A 15,758-nucleotide genomic window follows, 5' to 3' on the forward strand; every position below is an offset into this window, starting at 1 on the left:
CTCTAACTCGCTTATCCGCGGTTGATTTTGTCAATCAGACGTTTGGCTTCTCGACGGATCTCGTCACTGCCATCGACAATCGCCTCTTCGAGTAGTTTGATGGCCCCTTGCGCGTCATTCATCTCAACGTAAATCTTGGCGAGATCAAGTTTTCCTGCCGCCTCTGCGTTTGAATCGACGTCAATCTCATCACCAATGTCACCGATCACATCAGGGAAATCATTCAGGCCAACATCCAACTTGAGCTCGTCATCCAGCTCTTGCTGCTCTTCCATCTCCACTTCTGCCATCAGTTCATCAATGGTTCTAAACTGATTTTTCTGCGGGCTGAAGTCGTCGGCGCTGTCTTGAATGCTCCAATCTTCATCGCTGACCTCAGGTTGCTCAAGAGCATTATCTTGATCCCAAACCCCACGCTCTTCTTCAGGAATGTCATCCGAAATCTGTGCCTGCTGCTCGGGAGAGAGCGTAAAGCCGTTCCAATCTTCGCCGCCCATCTCGAGCATAGCGTCAATATCCATACCGGCACTGTCAGACGTCGTGGCATCGATCGGGCTGTCAAATGAGAAGCTAGGTGCGGCATCCTCGCTGTCTGCAAGCAACTCATCAAAGGCTTGCTCATCAAACTCTTGTGCGGCCATTGCCTCAGCGACGTCGATATCAGCGCGGCGTTCGGAAGGAATTTCCGACAGCTCAGGCGTCTCCAAGTCGTCTAAATTGAAATTGACCTCATCGGCACTCTCTGCGTCCCCATCTGTGGTCGGCATGTCAGCCAGCGCTTCGTCTTCACCATATTCAGGCAATTCCAGCTCATCAAACTCGGTCAGTTCCTGCCCAACAGGTTCGCCTTGGTCATCAGACATCGGCTCTGAAGCCATATCTGCAAGTGCGTCATCCTCATTATATTCAGGCAGCTCAAGCTCATCGGTATCGACTGATTCCGTCGCTTGATCCTCTTGAGGAGAGTCTGTACTCGGCGCTAGCGCCTTCTCTTCAAGATCAATGAATGGCTCATCGCCCAAATCCGCCAGAGCATCGTCTTCGTTGTATTCTGGAAGCTCGAGATCATCGAAGTCGAAAGTCTCATCGTCACTGACTGATTTCTCTGGCTCTGGTGTGACAGGTTCTTTGGCCACATCCGCAAGCGCATCGTCTTCACTGTATTCTGGAAGCTCTAAATCATCAAAATCGAGAGTCTCATCGTCACTGAGCGATTTCTCTGGCTCTGGTGTGGCAGGTTCTTTGGCCACATCCGAAAGCGCATCGTCTTCACTGTATTCTGGAAGCTCTAAATCATCAAAATCGAGAGTCTCATCGTCACCGACTGATTTCTCTGGCTCTGGTGCGGCAGGTTCGTTGGCCACATCCGCAAGTGCGTCTTCTTCACTGTATTCTGGAAGCTCTAAATCATCAAAATCGAGAGTCTCATCGTCACTGACTGATTTCTCTGGCTCTGATGTGGCAGATTCTTTGGCCACATCCGCAAGCGCATCTTCTTCACTGTATTCTGGAAGCTCGAGATCATCAAAATCGAGAGTCTCATCGTCACTGACTGATTTCTCTGACTCTGGTTCGGCAGGCTCGTTGGCCATATCCGCAAGCGCATCGTCTTCACTGTATTCTGGAAGCTCGAGATCATCAAAATCGAGAGTCTCATCGTCACTGACTGATTTCTCTGGCTCTGATGTTGCAGGCTCATTGGCCACATCCGCGAGGGCATCTTCTTCAGTACGTTCTGGAAGTTCCAAATCATCGACGTCAGAGATATCACTGACAGATTGCGACAGTGGATCTGCACTGTCCGATGTATCCGCATCGGTTTGTATCTCTGGCGTTGGGTCTTCCACCAGCCAATCTTCATCTTGCGGAACACCAAACTCATTCGCAGCGACTTCAGGGGCTGATGATGACGCAAGCTCCGGCTCGTCTGATGATTCTTTCTCATCCGATTCCGGTGCTTCTACCGCTTCGCTCTCCTGTGTGTTAGAAGCTGGTTGATCAATGCCCTGGTCCCATCCAGCATCAACGGCAGGTGTAGGCTCATCCTCTACAGGTTGTGTTGGTTCTGGCTCAGTCGCTAACTCTTCCTTAACCTGACTCTCTTCTAATAGGCTCTCTTCAACGTGTGGCTGCTCAACCTCTTCAATGGCAGACGTCAGCCAATCATCATCGTCAGCATCATCACTTTGGTCATCATCACTCTGGGTAGCTGGCTCTGCTGGCTTTCCCTCACTGCCGCTTTGCGGCAGCAACTCGTCACTATCGAGCGGCGTCTCTGAGTCATAATCAGGATTTTCCACTTCGTCGATAGCGGCGCTTAACCAGTCGTCTTCATCTTCTTCTGGCTCTGGCTCTGGCTCTGGCTCTGGCTCTGGCTCTGGCTCTGGCTCTGGCTCTGGCTCTGGCTCTGGCTCTGGCTCTGGCTCTGGCTCTGGCTCTGGCTCTGGCTCTGGCTCTGCAGGGATGAGAGCAGACTCGTCCTGCTCGTCAAGCGCTAACGTAGATAAATCAAGGTCTTGTTGTTGTTCGTCGAGCAATGGGTCACCTTGCGGGGCAACACTCATCATATCGTCGATGAACTCTTCGCTAGAAAAACCTTTCTCTGGTTCTGGTTCTGGTTCTGGTTCTGGTTCTGGTTCTGGTTCTGGTTCTGGTTCTGGTTCTGGTTCTGGTTCTGGTAAAGCCTGTTCCTCTGCTTGCGCTTGGTCAAGTAAGGTATCGACATCTTCACTCACGCTCTCGCTAGGCGACACGTCGTCAGCAATGGCTTCTAGGCTCTGTTCACTACTCTGCTCAATATCAAGCAGCTCTTCGAACAAGTCAGTGGCGTCATCGTTGAGATCCTCTTCGCCATCTTGCCCTACCAGTTCATCCAGCAGATCCGTGCCCGTATCAAGAGGGGCATTTAACTCATCGGCACCAATCAGCTCATCGAGTTCACTGTCGAGTAAAGATTGTGAATCCTCAAACGGGTCCTCTTCATCGACCTCCAGCAACTCGTCGAGTAACTCGGTGCTCTCAGGCTCAACGCTCTCCTCAATATCGGCGCCAATCAAGTCGTCGAAGTCATCCTCTTCGTCATCATCGAGCTGGAAGTCTGACTCTAGCATTTCGTCAAGCAGAGCGGCGTCATCGACCGAGTTAGACTCGAGTTCCTCTAAGTTAGCTTGCGCCTCCGCTTCTGCGAACAGCGCATCAATATCATCATCGGATGCAATTGAGGTTTGTGTCAGTTCGTCATCGGCCTCATCACTCAAGTCAAACGCATTTTCCGCTTCATCAAGCAACTCATCGAAGTCAACATCGCCTTCATCACTCTCTTTGTTCTGCTCAAACAAGTCATCCAACATGGATTGATCGAGTTCGCTACTTTCTAGCGGGTCTTCATCGCTGTCACCGGCGAGCAACGAGTCAATGTCATCTTGACTAAAGTCACCCCCATCCGAGAGGTCGAAACTGTCATCTTCATCGTCGTCCATCACGACATCATCAAGCGCACGTTCCATCTCTTCCAAGCTGAGCGCTTTATCGTCCCCTTTGACGCTGATACCGTTGGCACTGTCCACTTCATCGGCAAGGGTTTCATCCAGATCGCCGTCATCGCCGATACCGGCGAATGGGTCCTCACCCTCTTCGCCCTCGAGGTTGAAGTCTAAATCGCTGTCATCAAGGTCGGCAAACACATCCGCTTCATCACTTTGCTCTTCCGATTCATCGGAGAACAGCGCTTCACCGTCATCTGACTCGCCAAACAAGTCATCATCAAGCAGAAGATCATCACCAATATCTTCATTGAGCGTATCGGGGACAACAGGTGCAACCGTTGGCGTCGATTCCGGTGTGGTTTCTGCTTGAGGCTCAGATTTAGAACGGCGCCCGAGTAACAACATGACCAACAAACCAATGATCAAACCAGGAACCACCGCCATTGCAGCCACTGCCCAAGTGTTCGATAGCAACTTATCCCATTGGCTTGGCGCCATTTTTTGCTCTTCCGCCAACTTGAGACGTTCGGCTTCCAGCAGTTTTTCAACTTCGTTGCGAATGCGAGATTCATCGCCCAAGGAGTCTTTGAGTACGTCCACTTCCGACTGAACCTGTGCAAGCATCAGGCGCAATTTGTGGTTTTTCTCCTCCAACGCCATCAACTCTGTTTCGGAGGTTTTGAGCTGATTTTCTAGCGTCGAGACTTCACCTTGGCGCTCTTGATTGGCAATGTCTTTCAAATCGCTGTTTTGTGAGGCACTGTCTTGTGGGCGACTTTCAGGTGCACTCGGCACATCTTGCGCCGGTTTGGCCATCATGTCTGGCGTTGTAGACTCAACGACCGGAGCTTCGACTGGCGCCGTGACCGCAGGGGTTGCCCGTTGAGGCTGAGGCGCTGGGGAGACGGGTTGAGTCGGAGTTAAGCGCGCTTGATGCGCCGCCATCACATTGACCGCTTGTTCAGTGGTAGCACTCTGGATTTGCGCTAATGAAGGGATACGAAGATTGCTGCCTGGGATCAGTTCATGGATATTTTGGTTGTCGAAAGCTTGGGGATTGATCTGATAAATAGCGTAGAGGGTTTGCTGCACAGAGACTTGATTAGAGGGTCTCAGTTGCGAAGCGATGCTCCATAAGGTCTCTTGTTCGCCAGTCGGTCCGTAGAAGCGTGACGGTTCATTCGCTAGTCCAGAGCGACGCGCAAGGGGCTGTGCAAACTGTGGAGAAGACTGAATTTCGCCATTTGGACCCTTTAGGCGAATGCTTTCTGCACTAACGATGGATGTCTGAGTCACGGCCACCAATGCCAAAGGCAAAAGCAGGCGCTTAAAAATATGAAGCATAAAAGGCTCAGCTATGTGCTTAATAGTTTGAAAACGTTGATCTGTTAAATATATCGGATAAACGCAGTAAAACTATAGGCTGAGAGCCAAAAAATGTGTGTCCTACGCCATAATCGCATGAATCTCACACTAATTTTCTTACTTTGATTAAAAAAGCCTCGCACTAGGGCGAGGCTCTTAAAAGCGAAGCACACACTCAGTAGTAATCGCGAACCAACACTTCGGCGATTTGTACCGCGTTGGTCGCCGCGCCTTTGCGGACGTTGTCTGCCACCACCCACAAATTGACGCCACTGTGGTGGCTAATGTCATTGCGGATTCGTCCGACCATGACGTGATCTTTGCCGCCAGCATCGCGAACTTGGGTCGGAAAATCCTCGCCATGGAATACTTCAACTCCTTCGGTTTGCTCCAGCATCTGCACGACTTCGCTTGCGTCAATCGGCGCACGAGTTTCTACGTGGACCGCTTCAGCATGGCCATAAAACACCGGCACGCGAACGCAGGTCGGGTTCACTGTAATGGATGGATCATTAAAGATTTTTTGCGTTTCCCACACCATCTTCATCTCTTCTTTGGTGTAGCCGTTTTCCATCATCTGATCGATCTGTGGAATACAGTTGAACGCGATCTGCTGAGAGAACTGGTTGGTTTCAGCAGGTAGCCCATTGAGTAACTTGGCCGTTTGCCCTGCCAGCTCATCAATACCGGCTTTGCCTGCTCCTGACACTGATTGGTAAGTCGAGACATTGATGCGCTCGATTCCGACGGCATCATGAATTGGCTTGAGCGCCACCAGCATTTGAATGGTCGAGCAATTTGGGTTAGCGATGATGTTGCGGTTACGAAATTCCGCAATCGCTTCTGGATTGACCTCAGGCACCACAAGAGGAATGTCATATTCGTAGCGGAAATGTGACGTATTGTCGATCACGACAACGCCTTCCTCTGCAGCGATGGGTGCCCATTTCGCCGACAAATCGCCCCCAGCAGAAAACAGCGCTATATGAACTTGAGACCAGTCAAAATTCTCAACATTCTCTACTTTGATCGTCTTGCCATTAAAACGGTAGCTTTTGCCTTCACTACGCTCACTGGCAAGTAGGTAGAGATCACCCACGGGAAATTTACGTTCTTGTAAAACGTCTAAAATCGTCTCACCGACGGCGCCTGTCGCGCCCAGAATGGCAACATTGTATTGCTGGCTCATTGATTTACCTCAACCTGAAAACCTAGTTTGGCTAGGGGTGACAACTGACAATCAGCCGTCCCCACTAGCGTGATGGCACTGTATTCGCGTCTATCCCAGTAATTTTTACGCATGGCGTCAAAGGCGCCGGGCTGACCGATTTCTCGGCGAAACAGTGCATCATCTTTACGCACATCATAGACGAGCTGTGTGATCGTGTGTAGCGTCGCCTCATCCCACGCTCGATTAAGCTCAAGACGAGGAACCGGCGCGATCGGCAACAGATCACTGGCGTTCGCGCTCAACTCTTGATTTAAAAACTCACAAAAGGCATTAAAGATCATCGTCGTGCCACGAGCTTTCCCCTCAAGCCCATATCCAGCCACATGTGGGGTCGCGAATGCTAGCAGAGGCAGCAACTCCATATCAACCTCAGGTTCAAATTCGAACACGTCCAGTGCTGCAATAAAGCCATCTTGACGCGCAAGCCGCGCCTTAAGTGCACTGTTGTCCACGATGGGACCCCGCGCCGCATTGATCAAGATTTGGTCACCGCGTAAACGGTTGAGTACCGCTTCATCGATAAGGTGATGGGTAGGATACTCGCCCTCTTTCGTAATTGGCGTATGGATGGTGATAATATCCGCTTGCTCGAGCAAGGTATCTAGCGGAGTAAACGAACGCGCGTCGCCTTGCGCTTGTTTTGGTGGATCGTTGATGAGCACTTGAATGCCGATCCCTTCCAAACACGCTTGTAAGTAGCTGCCCACCTGACCAGCACCAATAATGCCAACGGTTTTATCAAACACCGAGAAACCGTGTTGCTGCGCTAGCACCATCATCACACTCACCACATATTCAGCAACGCCGACTTTGTTGCATCCGGGAGCGGCGGTAAAGAAGATACCTCGTTCACGCAATAGTGCTTGGTCGACATGGTCCATCCCCGCCGTTGCGGTGCCGACAAATTTCAGTTTATTGGCGTTGGCGATAAGCTCTGCGTTCACTTTGGTGACGGAGCGAATCATGAGCGCATCCACATCGATAAGGTCTTGCGCAGTGATTTGTCGGCCTGATTTCAACACCACCTCACCCAGTTGGCTAAATAGCCCCTCGGCGTAAGGCATGTTTTCATCGATTAAAATTTTCATGGTGTGCTGTCTTTGATCAAAGGGCGTTGGGGCGATTGTGCAGAAAAGCAGGCTCGGTGTCGAGTAGCACGCCCCACCTGACGTAAAAAAGCCCGGCGCATGGCCGGGCAATTATCCAGAACAAAAGGATCCTAACCCGCTCTCCATGGGTCAGAGTCTGCGTCTGTTCGGCGGTGAGTAAAACTCTTCACCACCAGTCCTGGAAACGGGTGTCTGGCGAACCAGCGCGAGCGATTAAGCTTGGTACTTTTTAATCACCAACGTCGCGTTCGTTCCACCAAAGCCGAAGCTGTTTGACATCACAGTGTTCAACTCAGCGTCGCGCGCTTGAGTCACGATATCAAGGCCTTGAGCCGCTTCGTCGAGATTTTCGATGTTCACACTTGGGGCAATAAAGTTGTGAGTTAGCATCAAAGTTGAGTAGATGGCTTCATGCACGCCTGCAGCGCCCAATGCGTGACCTGTCATCGCTTTCGTTGCTGATATTGCTGGGCTGTTTTGACCAAACAGCTCTTGAATCGCACCCAGCTCTTTAACATCACCCACCGGTGTAGAGGTGCCGTGCGTGTTGACGTAATCAATGCTATCGACAGCTTGCATCGCCATCTTCATACAACGCACCGCACCTTCACCTGATGGCGCCACCATATCGTAGCCGTCAGACGTCGCGCCGTAGCCAACAATTTCGCCGTAAATTTTCGCGCCGCGCGCAAGCGCGTGCTCAAGCTCTTCAATGACTAACATACCGCCACCACCAGAGATAACGAAACCATCACGGTCCGCATCGTAGGTACGAGACGCTTTTTCTGGTGTCTCGTTGTACTTAGTCGACAGAGCGCCCATCGCATCAAACATCATGGTTTGAGACCAATCGAGCTCTTCACCACCACCAGCAAATACGATGTCTTGTTTACCCAATTGAATCAGCTCCATCGCGTGACCAATACAGTGCGCAGAAGTCGCACACGCCGAGCTCATTGAGTAGTTCACGCCGCGGATCTTAAACGGTGTCGCAAGACACGCAGAAACCGTCGATGACATAGTGCGAGGCACCATGTATGGACCAACACGTTTCACGCCTTTGGCGCGCATGGTGTCAGTTGCCACCGTTTGATTGAGCGCAGATGCGCCACCTGAACCTGCCACAATACCGGTACGATCGTTAGAGACCAACTCTGGAGTCAGGCCTGCGTCTTCGATCGCTTGTTCCATTGATAGGTAAGCATACGCAGCCGCATCACCCATAAAGCGCATCTGTTTACGATCGATGTGCTCTGCTGGGTTGATTTTTAGATCACCCCAAACCTGCGAACGTAGACCGTGTTCTTTAAACTGCTCAGAGGCAGTGATACCAGATTTTCCTGCTTTTAGAGACGCTAACACTTCTTCGGCGTTGTTACCGATACTCGAAACAATACCCATACCGGTGATTACGACACGTTTCATTATGACAATCCTATAAATTAAATTTCCGCTAGATAATAACGAAGTTGCCCTGCAAAAGTGGTCAGCTTTCCCATAAATCCGTACAATCTTCACACTTTTAATGTCTAAATAGAAAGAATTCTGACTCTCTATGACCACTATTTCGCACGCCCAGCTTGGCTGGAATGAAGCTGGCACACCAGTTTCCGACCAATTTGACGACGTCTACTTCTCCAACGTCAATGGTCTTGAAGAAACCCGTTATGTTTTCCTGACCCAAAATCATCTTCCGCAAAGATGGCAGGAATATGACCAACGCCGTTTTGTGGTGGCAGAAACCGGTTTTGGCACAGGGCTTAACTTCCTTGCGTTGTGGCAATGGTTTGATGAATTTAGACAGCGCCATCCTGATGCGCCACTTAAAGAGTTGCATTTTGTCAGTTTTGAGAAGTACCCCCTAAGCAAAGAAGACTTGGCCAAAGCGCACCTCGCGTGGCCTGAGCTGGCCAGCTACGCGCAAAAGCTGCAAAAGCACTATCCGATTGCGGTGCCTGAGTGTCACCGTATTGTGCTCGATGACGGTGCCGTGACGTTAGATCTCTGGTTTGGTGACATTAAAGATTGCCTCCCTCTGGTTCCAGTCCCTGAGCAAGGTTTCGTTGACACCTGGTTTCTCGACGGATTTGCTCCGAGTAAAAACCCAGAAATGTGGAATCAAACGCTGTTTGACGGCATGGCGAGACTCGCCAAACAAGGCTGTCACTGTGCCACCTTTACTGCCGCCGGTTTTGTCCGTAGAGGGCTGATTGAAGCGGGCTTTGCGATGAAAAAAGTCAAAGGCTTTGGCACCAAAAGAGAGATGATCGCGGGTGAGTTGAGTGAACGCACACCTTACAGCAACCTCTCCCCCCTATTTGCGCGGCCAAATAGCGCAGATGCAGAGTCGATCGCCATTGTCGGTGGTGGCATTGCAAGCGCAACCTTAGCCACGGCGCTGATTCGACGCGGGAAACGCGTCACGCTCTATTGCCAAGATAAAGCCGCAGCAATGGGCGCCTCTGGCAATCGACAAGGCGCGGTGTACCCACTGCTCAATGGCACCCACAGCGGCGTGTCACGCTTTTTCGCCCCTGCTTTTCTCTTTGCCCGTCAATTTGTCGAGCAAGCCAGTGAACACTTTCATTTCGACCACGACTGGTGCGGCGTCACTCAATTGATGTGGGATGAAAAATCACACACCAAACTGAGCAAACTGAATCAAGTGGGCTTTGATGCTCAACTGGTTACGCCATTGGACCCAGCGCAGACGGCGCAAACCGTCGGCTTACCGTTGACCATGCCTAGCGTGCATTATCCATTGGGCGGCTGGCTCTGCCCGGCACAGTTAAGCCAAGGATTGATTAACGATTTATCGGCACACCCTCTTTTCGAGGTGCGCTTTGAGCACAAGGTCACCGAGCTAAAAGTGCATCCAGAGGGCACTTGGACGGTATGCAGCCAACAGGAGTCCCGCACCTTTGATGCGGTGGTGGTCGCCAATGGGCATCAGTTTACCGACCTTACGCAGACCTCCACTCTGCCACTTGGACGAGTGAAAGGACAAGTAAGTCATATCCCGACCACCGAGCGATTAAGCAGCCTGCGCAACGTACTTTGTTACGATGGCTACATGACGCCAGTAAACCCGAAGACCCAGCAGCATTGTATTGGCGCTAGCTACGATCGCACGAGCCTTGATACAGAGTTTGATCCTGCTGCGCAAATCGATAATGGTGAAAAACTCAAGCGCTGTCTCCCCAACCAAGATTGGACTCAGGATGTCGATACCAGTGACAACCAATCTCGCCAAGGCATTCGCTGCGTTAGCCGCGACCATCTGCCGTTTATCGGTGCGGTGGGCGTGCAGAGGGCGACGGTGGAGCAATACAAAACATTAGCAACACAGCAAGAGGATGAGGCGCTGCCGGTACCAAGTTATCCAAATCTATATTGCATGTTGGGGCTTGGTTCGCGTGGATTGAGCAGCGCACCGTTGCTGGCGGAAACACTTGCTTCACAGATGTGTGGCGATCCGATGCCACTGCCTATCGACATCCTCGACGCCTGTCACCCGAGTCGGATGTGGGTAAGAAAATTAAGAAAGGGGAAGCCTATTACTGAGTTGTAATAGGCTTTAGTCAACAAGGCCCGATTGGCTGGCTTAGGCTCTTAAGACTCAGGTACTTAAGACTCAGATACTTAAGACTTAGGCACGTAAGGCTTGGTCAGCTAACTCGGCCCATAGGTCATTCACTATGGTGCGATCAGCAGGTGACAACTCGCTGCGCGCCTCATCTAAACTGGCTTGAATGCGGTGCTTGAACACGTCAAGATCGACGATTCCCTCTTCTTCACACGCCGCGGCGGAGAGAGAAATGTGCCCACGCAGGTAGCCACCTGCAAACAACTCATCTTCCGATGCTGTCTCAATACGCGCATCAATTAGCGCAAGCAACGCTTCTTCGTATTCCGTGATCATTCTCTGTAGCTACCTAAAATCAGTTTGATTCTCAAAAAGAGGCCAAAGCTTCTCACATTGAGAAACCCAAGGCAAATGCTTGTGTTCACAAGGGGTTGTCCTCTGGCATATCGGTTGCAATAGGGAGTTATGCACCGCAAACAACCAAGGAATTGCTATGAAGATGTCCCGATTGTCCGTCAACGTTCTCGTCGCCTTATCCCTCGCAGTAGCGCATCACAGCGCGCGTGCTGAGGTGCCTTTTGCGCAATGTCCCACTCAGGCGTTTCTAATTCAAAACCCAAATGGCTTCCCAGTGGCATATGGTGTCGACATCGACCTCGGCAGCTATCGCGCGCTCGAGTCCAATATGGGCAGTGCCAAGCTTAATGGCGCCGGTTACAGCAAGCATGATGATTTTATTTACGCGTGGGATTACGATGCCAAGACTCTAGCTAAACTCGATGCCGAATTCGTCAAATACCCGCTCGAGATGACTCAACCCGCCGGTGTACCCGAGCGCATCTATGTCGGTGATGTGGCGGTGCATACTAATGCGTGGTTTGGCTACCACCCATCATACGGCTTAATTAAGGCGGATCTCGAGACTCTGGTCATGACGCAAGTGGCCAATCCCTCTGATTTCGGCACGCCTGCGATTTATGACCTCGCGTTTCATCCTGACAATGGCCTCGCCTATTCGATTGATGCTAACGGTTACTTGATTGAGATTGACGTTGAAGCCGGGAGTTCAACGCGTCTTAACCAAGTGTTGAACAAAGATCTACTCGGCTACAAGCTCACCTTTGGTGCTATCTATTTTGACGTTGACGGTAATCTCTATGGCAGCAACAACGCCAACGGTTTGGTGTTTCGTGTCACCCTAGACGGTACTCAATCCAGTGCGGATTTTTTTGCCTACGGCCCTTCCAGCAACTCGAATGATGGCGCACGCTGCGCGTTAGCGCCAGTGGTCGCCAGTGACAACACAGACTTTGGCGATGCGCCAGACAGCTATCAAACCAGTTACGCTGCGCTCGGCGCGCGCCATGGTATCAGTGGCTTGACGCTCGGGCTCAGCGTGGATGGTGAGAGCGAGGCTTATCTTCCTCCATTGAGTGATGACAGCGCCGATGGACTCAACGACGACGATGGTGTCGCGTTTCCCGTCCCGCTGCAAGTGGGCCAAACCAGTATGGTGCAAGTCACGATCACTGGCGCAAGCGCCGACAGCGTGCTCAATGGCTGGATTGACTGGGACAGAGATGGGCAGTTTGACTCCAGCGAACAGATCATTACCGACCGCTCGGTCATTGATGGTAAAGCCTCTGTCTTCTTTGATGCGCCAACATGGGCGCAGAGCGGCGAAACCTGGGCGCGTTTTCGCCTCAGTAATACCTCTGGCATCGGTCCAAGTGGCGGCGTGCCTGAAGGGGAAGTCGAAGATTATCTGGTCGATATTACAGAAAGTGGGGTGACCACTGAGTCATACCCAGCCGGCGGTGAGTACACGACGTTTGCCTATGAAGATCAGTACCCGATGCAGGGCGATTACGACATGAATGATGTGTTAATGAACGTGCGCTACACCGAGTACCAACTGGACGGTCGAGTGATTCGTCTTAAAATGGAGGGGCAAGTCGCGGCGTTAGGTGGCGATTACCACTCTGGCTTCGCCATCCGCCTTCCAGGCATCGCCCAGAGCGACATCAAACAAGACTCGGTGCGCCTTACTGTCAATGGTGAAGAGCAAAGCCGCGTCGTCTTAGAACCTGACACCATTGACGCTGTCTTCATCATCGAAGAGGACTTGTGGGACATTACTGAACCGGGAGAAGCGGCCAATTGCAGCATGTTTCGCACTCAGGAGCAGTGTGGCACGAGCTACCGCCCCACTTGGACCCTGCACGTTACCCTACTCAACGCGCCGAACTTAGCGCAGATGCCCGATTTTCCCTATGACCCATTCATCTTTGCCGCACCCGGCCATTACCATGGTGATATAGGCCATCAATTGTCCGGCTCTCACCCTGGCCGTAGCTTAGAGATCCACCTAAAGAATCAAGCACCGACGGTCAAGTTTGATCCCCGCTACCGAGCAAATGGCGTCGACGCCTCGTCCGGTGACACTTACTTTCACACCAGCAACGGGCTACCTTGGGCGATTGAAATCCCCACAAACTGGGCCCACCCACTGGAGCAGGTCGATATTCTCAACGCCTACCCAAGTTTTGATGAATTCGCCCAAGATGATAACGGCACCACCGCCACCAACTGGTACACACTCGCAGTACCCAGCCGAATTTACATCGACTAAAGGAGACGCCCGATGAGACAGCCTACACACTTCAACCCTTACTTTACAGGCGCACTATTGCTCGCCTCCCTTGGCCTCTCTGCTTGTGGCGGAGGAGGCGGCGGTGACGAGGGGGGAAGCTCCGCGAGCGCCGATGCCGTGCAGCCATCCCCATCCGCTACGCCAGCGGCAACCACCGAGGGACTCCAAGCGCTCTCGATCAGTTATGACAATGACCTTGCGTCGGTCTACACGCTCAATATCGACGTCATGCTCAATGAGTTGAATGGTAAAGTCGCTTACCTATCGGTGTGCGACAATCGCACGGCGCAAGGCGATCTCAGTTTTGTTGACTATGATCAGTGCTTAGTGAAGTCTTCACTCAATAACGGCTTGGCGCAGATTGATTTGAGCGTCGCCAACCATTGGTCATCACTGATTGCTGTGGTGTGGGTTATGGAAGAAGGCAGCGTACCAACCTCATACACCTATCAACATCAAGGCGAGTCAGAGGCGGTGTGGCTGATTCCAAGCTCTATTTGACGATAAAGGCGTCAGGTTTAAGTGGCGGGGTTTGGTAGAAGGCACGCAATGCCTCAGACAATGCCAGCAGACGCGGCGGCAACCCCGTCGCTAAAATGGACATCACTTCTTGATGAACTTTTTGCATGAACCCGAGGCGGTCGGGTTCAACGTCGCCATTGAGATTGTCGCAACTGACACTAAATGCAAAGCCAGCGCTGACCGATAGAATCCACTCGTACGCCTGCGGACGTATCTCCACTTGCTCAAACTGCGCTTGAACTTGTTCACTGCGGCCATCGGGGTGATACCAATAGCCAAAATCTTCTAGTAAACGGCGCTCAGGGCCTGCCACACACCAATGAGCGATTTCATGCAGTGCAGACGCATAGAAACCTCGTGCAAACACGATGCGATGGTAAGGAGTAGAGTCATCCGCGGGAAGATAGATAGGTTCATCACCGCCAAGTTCAAGACGGGTCTGATACTGCTCAAAAAAGGTCTGATTGAAGAGTGCAATCAAATCGCGATAATCGTGGGTCATCTATGTGGAAGTTCAAAGTAACGATGCGCGCCATTGTACCCGACTCTGCAGCCAGCGTTAAGACGCGCTACAGCGAAAAGAAAACGGCTTCCTTGCGAAGCCGTTTGTACGATTAAATTTTCGGGGTTTGCGTCGTGACACCGTGGTTTTGACCGCGATGACGCAGCAAGTGATCCAGCAACACAATCGCCAGCATGGCTTCAGCAATCGGCACTGCGCGAATGCCAACACAAGGGTCATGGCGGCCTTTGGTAATCAGCTCGGTCGACTCCCCTTGCTTGGTGATGGTTTCGCCCGGTACGGTAATGCTCGACGTTGGTTTGAGCGCGATATTCGCGACAATGTCTTGCCCGGTCGAGATACCGCCTAAGATGCCACCAGCATGATTGCTACCAAAACCGCTTGGCGTGAGGGTATCACGATGCTGGCTGCCTTTTTGGCTTACCACATCAAAACCATCGCCGATTTCGACGCCTTTCACCGCGTTGATGCTCATCAGTGCATGCGCAATGTCGGCGTCTAGGCGATCAAATACTGGCTCGCCAAGTCCAACGGGTACGCCAGTGGCGACCACTTGCAATTTGGCACCGATAGAGTCGCCCTGTTTTTTCAAATCTCGGATCAATTGATCGAGCTGCTCGACCTTATCCACATCCGGGCAGAAAAATGGGTTGTTCTCGATCTCATCCCAATCGACTTTCTCAATGGCGACATCGCCCATCTGCGATAGGTAAGCGCGAATTTCGACACCAAACTCTTGCTTAAGGTATTTCTTCGCAATCGCGCCCGCCGCAACGCGCATTGCTGTTTCACGAGCAGACGAACGGCCTCCACCTCGATAATCACGCACTCCATACTTTTGATGGTAGGTGTAGTCAGCATGACCGGGACGGAACTTGTCTTTGATCTCTGAGTAGTCTTTTGAGCGTTGGTCGGTATTTTCAATCAGCAAACCGATCGAAGTCCCGGTCGTTTTCCCTTCAAACACACCGGAAAGGATTTTTACTTCATCAGGTTCGCGGCGTGCAGTGGTATAGCGAGAAGTGCCTGGACGACGACGGTCGAGATCCGTTTGAATATCTGCTTCTGAGAGGTCTAAACCTGGAGGGCATCCGTCAACGATACATCCTAGTGCGATACCGTGACTTTCTCCGAATGTGGTCACTCGGAAATGTTGTCCGATACTGTTTCCTGCCATTACTTCCTCGTATTATTTCAGCCTTGTCAATTAGGCTTTACACGTCAATTGTTCGTTTTTTCATAGTGTCTTTATTACGGTTTGATGTAAAGCCCCAAGCCAGAACT

10 protein-coding genes are annotated in these 15,758 nt (G+C 51.6%); 3 read left to right on the forward strand and 7 right to left on the reverse strand.

Annotated features, from left to right (window positions below):
* Positions 1-11: 11 nt before the first annotated feature.
* The 4 genes from AC6R10_RS06990 to fabB form a co-directional block, all read right to left on the reverse strand.
* Positions 12-4,829: a FimV/HubP family polar landmark protein gene (locus AC6R10_RS06990; protein ID WP_500671856.1), complete on the reverse strand. Its 4,818-nt coding sequence runs from the start codon at positions 4,827-4,829 to the stop codon at positions 12-14.
* Positions 4,830-5,025: 196 nt separating this feature from the next.
* Positions 5,026-6,039: an aspartate-semialdehyde dehydrogenase gene (locus AC6R10_RS06995; RefSeq protein WP_500632280.1), complete on the reverse strand. Its 1,014-nt coding sequence runs from the start codon at positions 6,037-6,039 to the stop codon at positions 5,026-5,028.
* Entirely contained in the window at positions 6,036-7,169 is a 1,134-nt protein-coding gene (locus tag AC6R10_RS07000; RefSeq protein ID WP_500629272.1) for a 4-phosphoerythronate dehydrogenase, read from the reverse strand. Before AC6R10_RS07000 ends, AC6R10_RS06995 begins: the two co-directional genes overlap by 4 nt.
* A 234-nt stretch (positions 7,170-7,403) precedes the next feature.
* Positions 7,404-8,615 carry a beta-ketoacyl-ACP synthase I gene (fabB, locus tag AC6R10_RS07005; protein WP_487902647.1) on the reverse strand — a complete coding sequence of 404 codons (1,212 nt, stop codon included), beginning with the start codon at positions 8,613-8,615 and terminating at the stop codon, positions 7,404-7,406.
* 130 nt (positions 8,616-8,745) lie between these two features.
* Between fabB and mnmC the strand changes: the two genes are divergently transcribed.
* Positions 8,746-10,761, forward strand: coding sequence for a bifunctional tRNA (5-methylaminomethyl-2-thiouridine)(34)-methyltransferase MnmC2/FAD-dependent 5-carboxymethylaminomethyl-2-thiouridine(34) oxidoreductase MnmC1 (mnmC, locus tag AC6R10_RS07010; protein ID WP_500671857.1), 2,016 nt, complete (start codon positions 8,746-8,748; stop codon positions 10,759-10,761).
* 78 nt (positions 10,762-10,839) lie between these two features.
* Here the strand turns inward: mnmC and AC6R10_RS07015 are convergent, their stop codons facing one another.
* Positions 10,840-11,112, reverse strand: coding sequence for a YfcL family protein (locus AC6R10_RS07015; protein WP_500632283.1), 273 nt, complete (start codon positions 11,110-11,112; stop codon positions 10,840-10,842).
* 157 nt (positions 11,113-11,269) lie between these two features.
* Between AC6R10_RS07015 and AC6R10_RS07020 the strand changes: the two genes are divergently transcribed.
* A complete protein-coding gene (locus AC6R10_RS07020) occupies positions 11,270-13,408 on the forward strand; it encodes an LruC domain-containing protein (protein WP_500671858.1) in 2,139 nt (712 codons plus the stop codon).
* 12 nt (positions 13,409-13,420) lie between these two features.
* Entirely contained in the window at positions 13,421-13,930 is a 510-nt protein-coding gene (locus tag AC6R10_RS07025; RefSeq protein WP_500671859.1) for a hypothetical protein, read from the forward strand.
* Here the strand turns inward: AC6R10_RS07025 and AC6R10_RS07030 are convergent.
* Complete coding sequence (locus tag AC6R10_RS07030; RefSeq protein WP_500671860.1) at positions 13,923-14,453, reverse strand: elongation factor P hydroxylase; 531 nt, start codon at positions 14,451-14,453, stop codon at positions 13,923-13,925. The two genes, AC6R10_RS07025 and AC6R10_RS07030, sit on opposite strands and share 8 nt — an antisense overlap.
* Positions 14,454-14,565: 112 nt before the next feature.
* The gene (gene aroC, locus AC6R10_RS07035; protein WP_334555261.1) at positions 14,566-15,651 is read right to left on the reverse strand and encodes a chorismate synthase; all 1,086 of its coding nucleotides are present in this window, start codon (positions 15,649-15,651) and stop codon (positions 14,566-14,568) included.
* Positions 15,652-15,758: the final 107 nt, after the last annotated feature.

The organism is Vibrio sp. R12-SG2-ISO1, assembly GCF_059834045.1.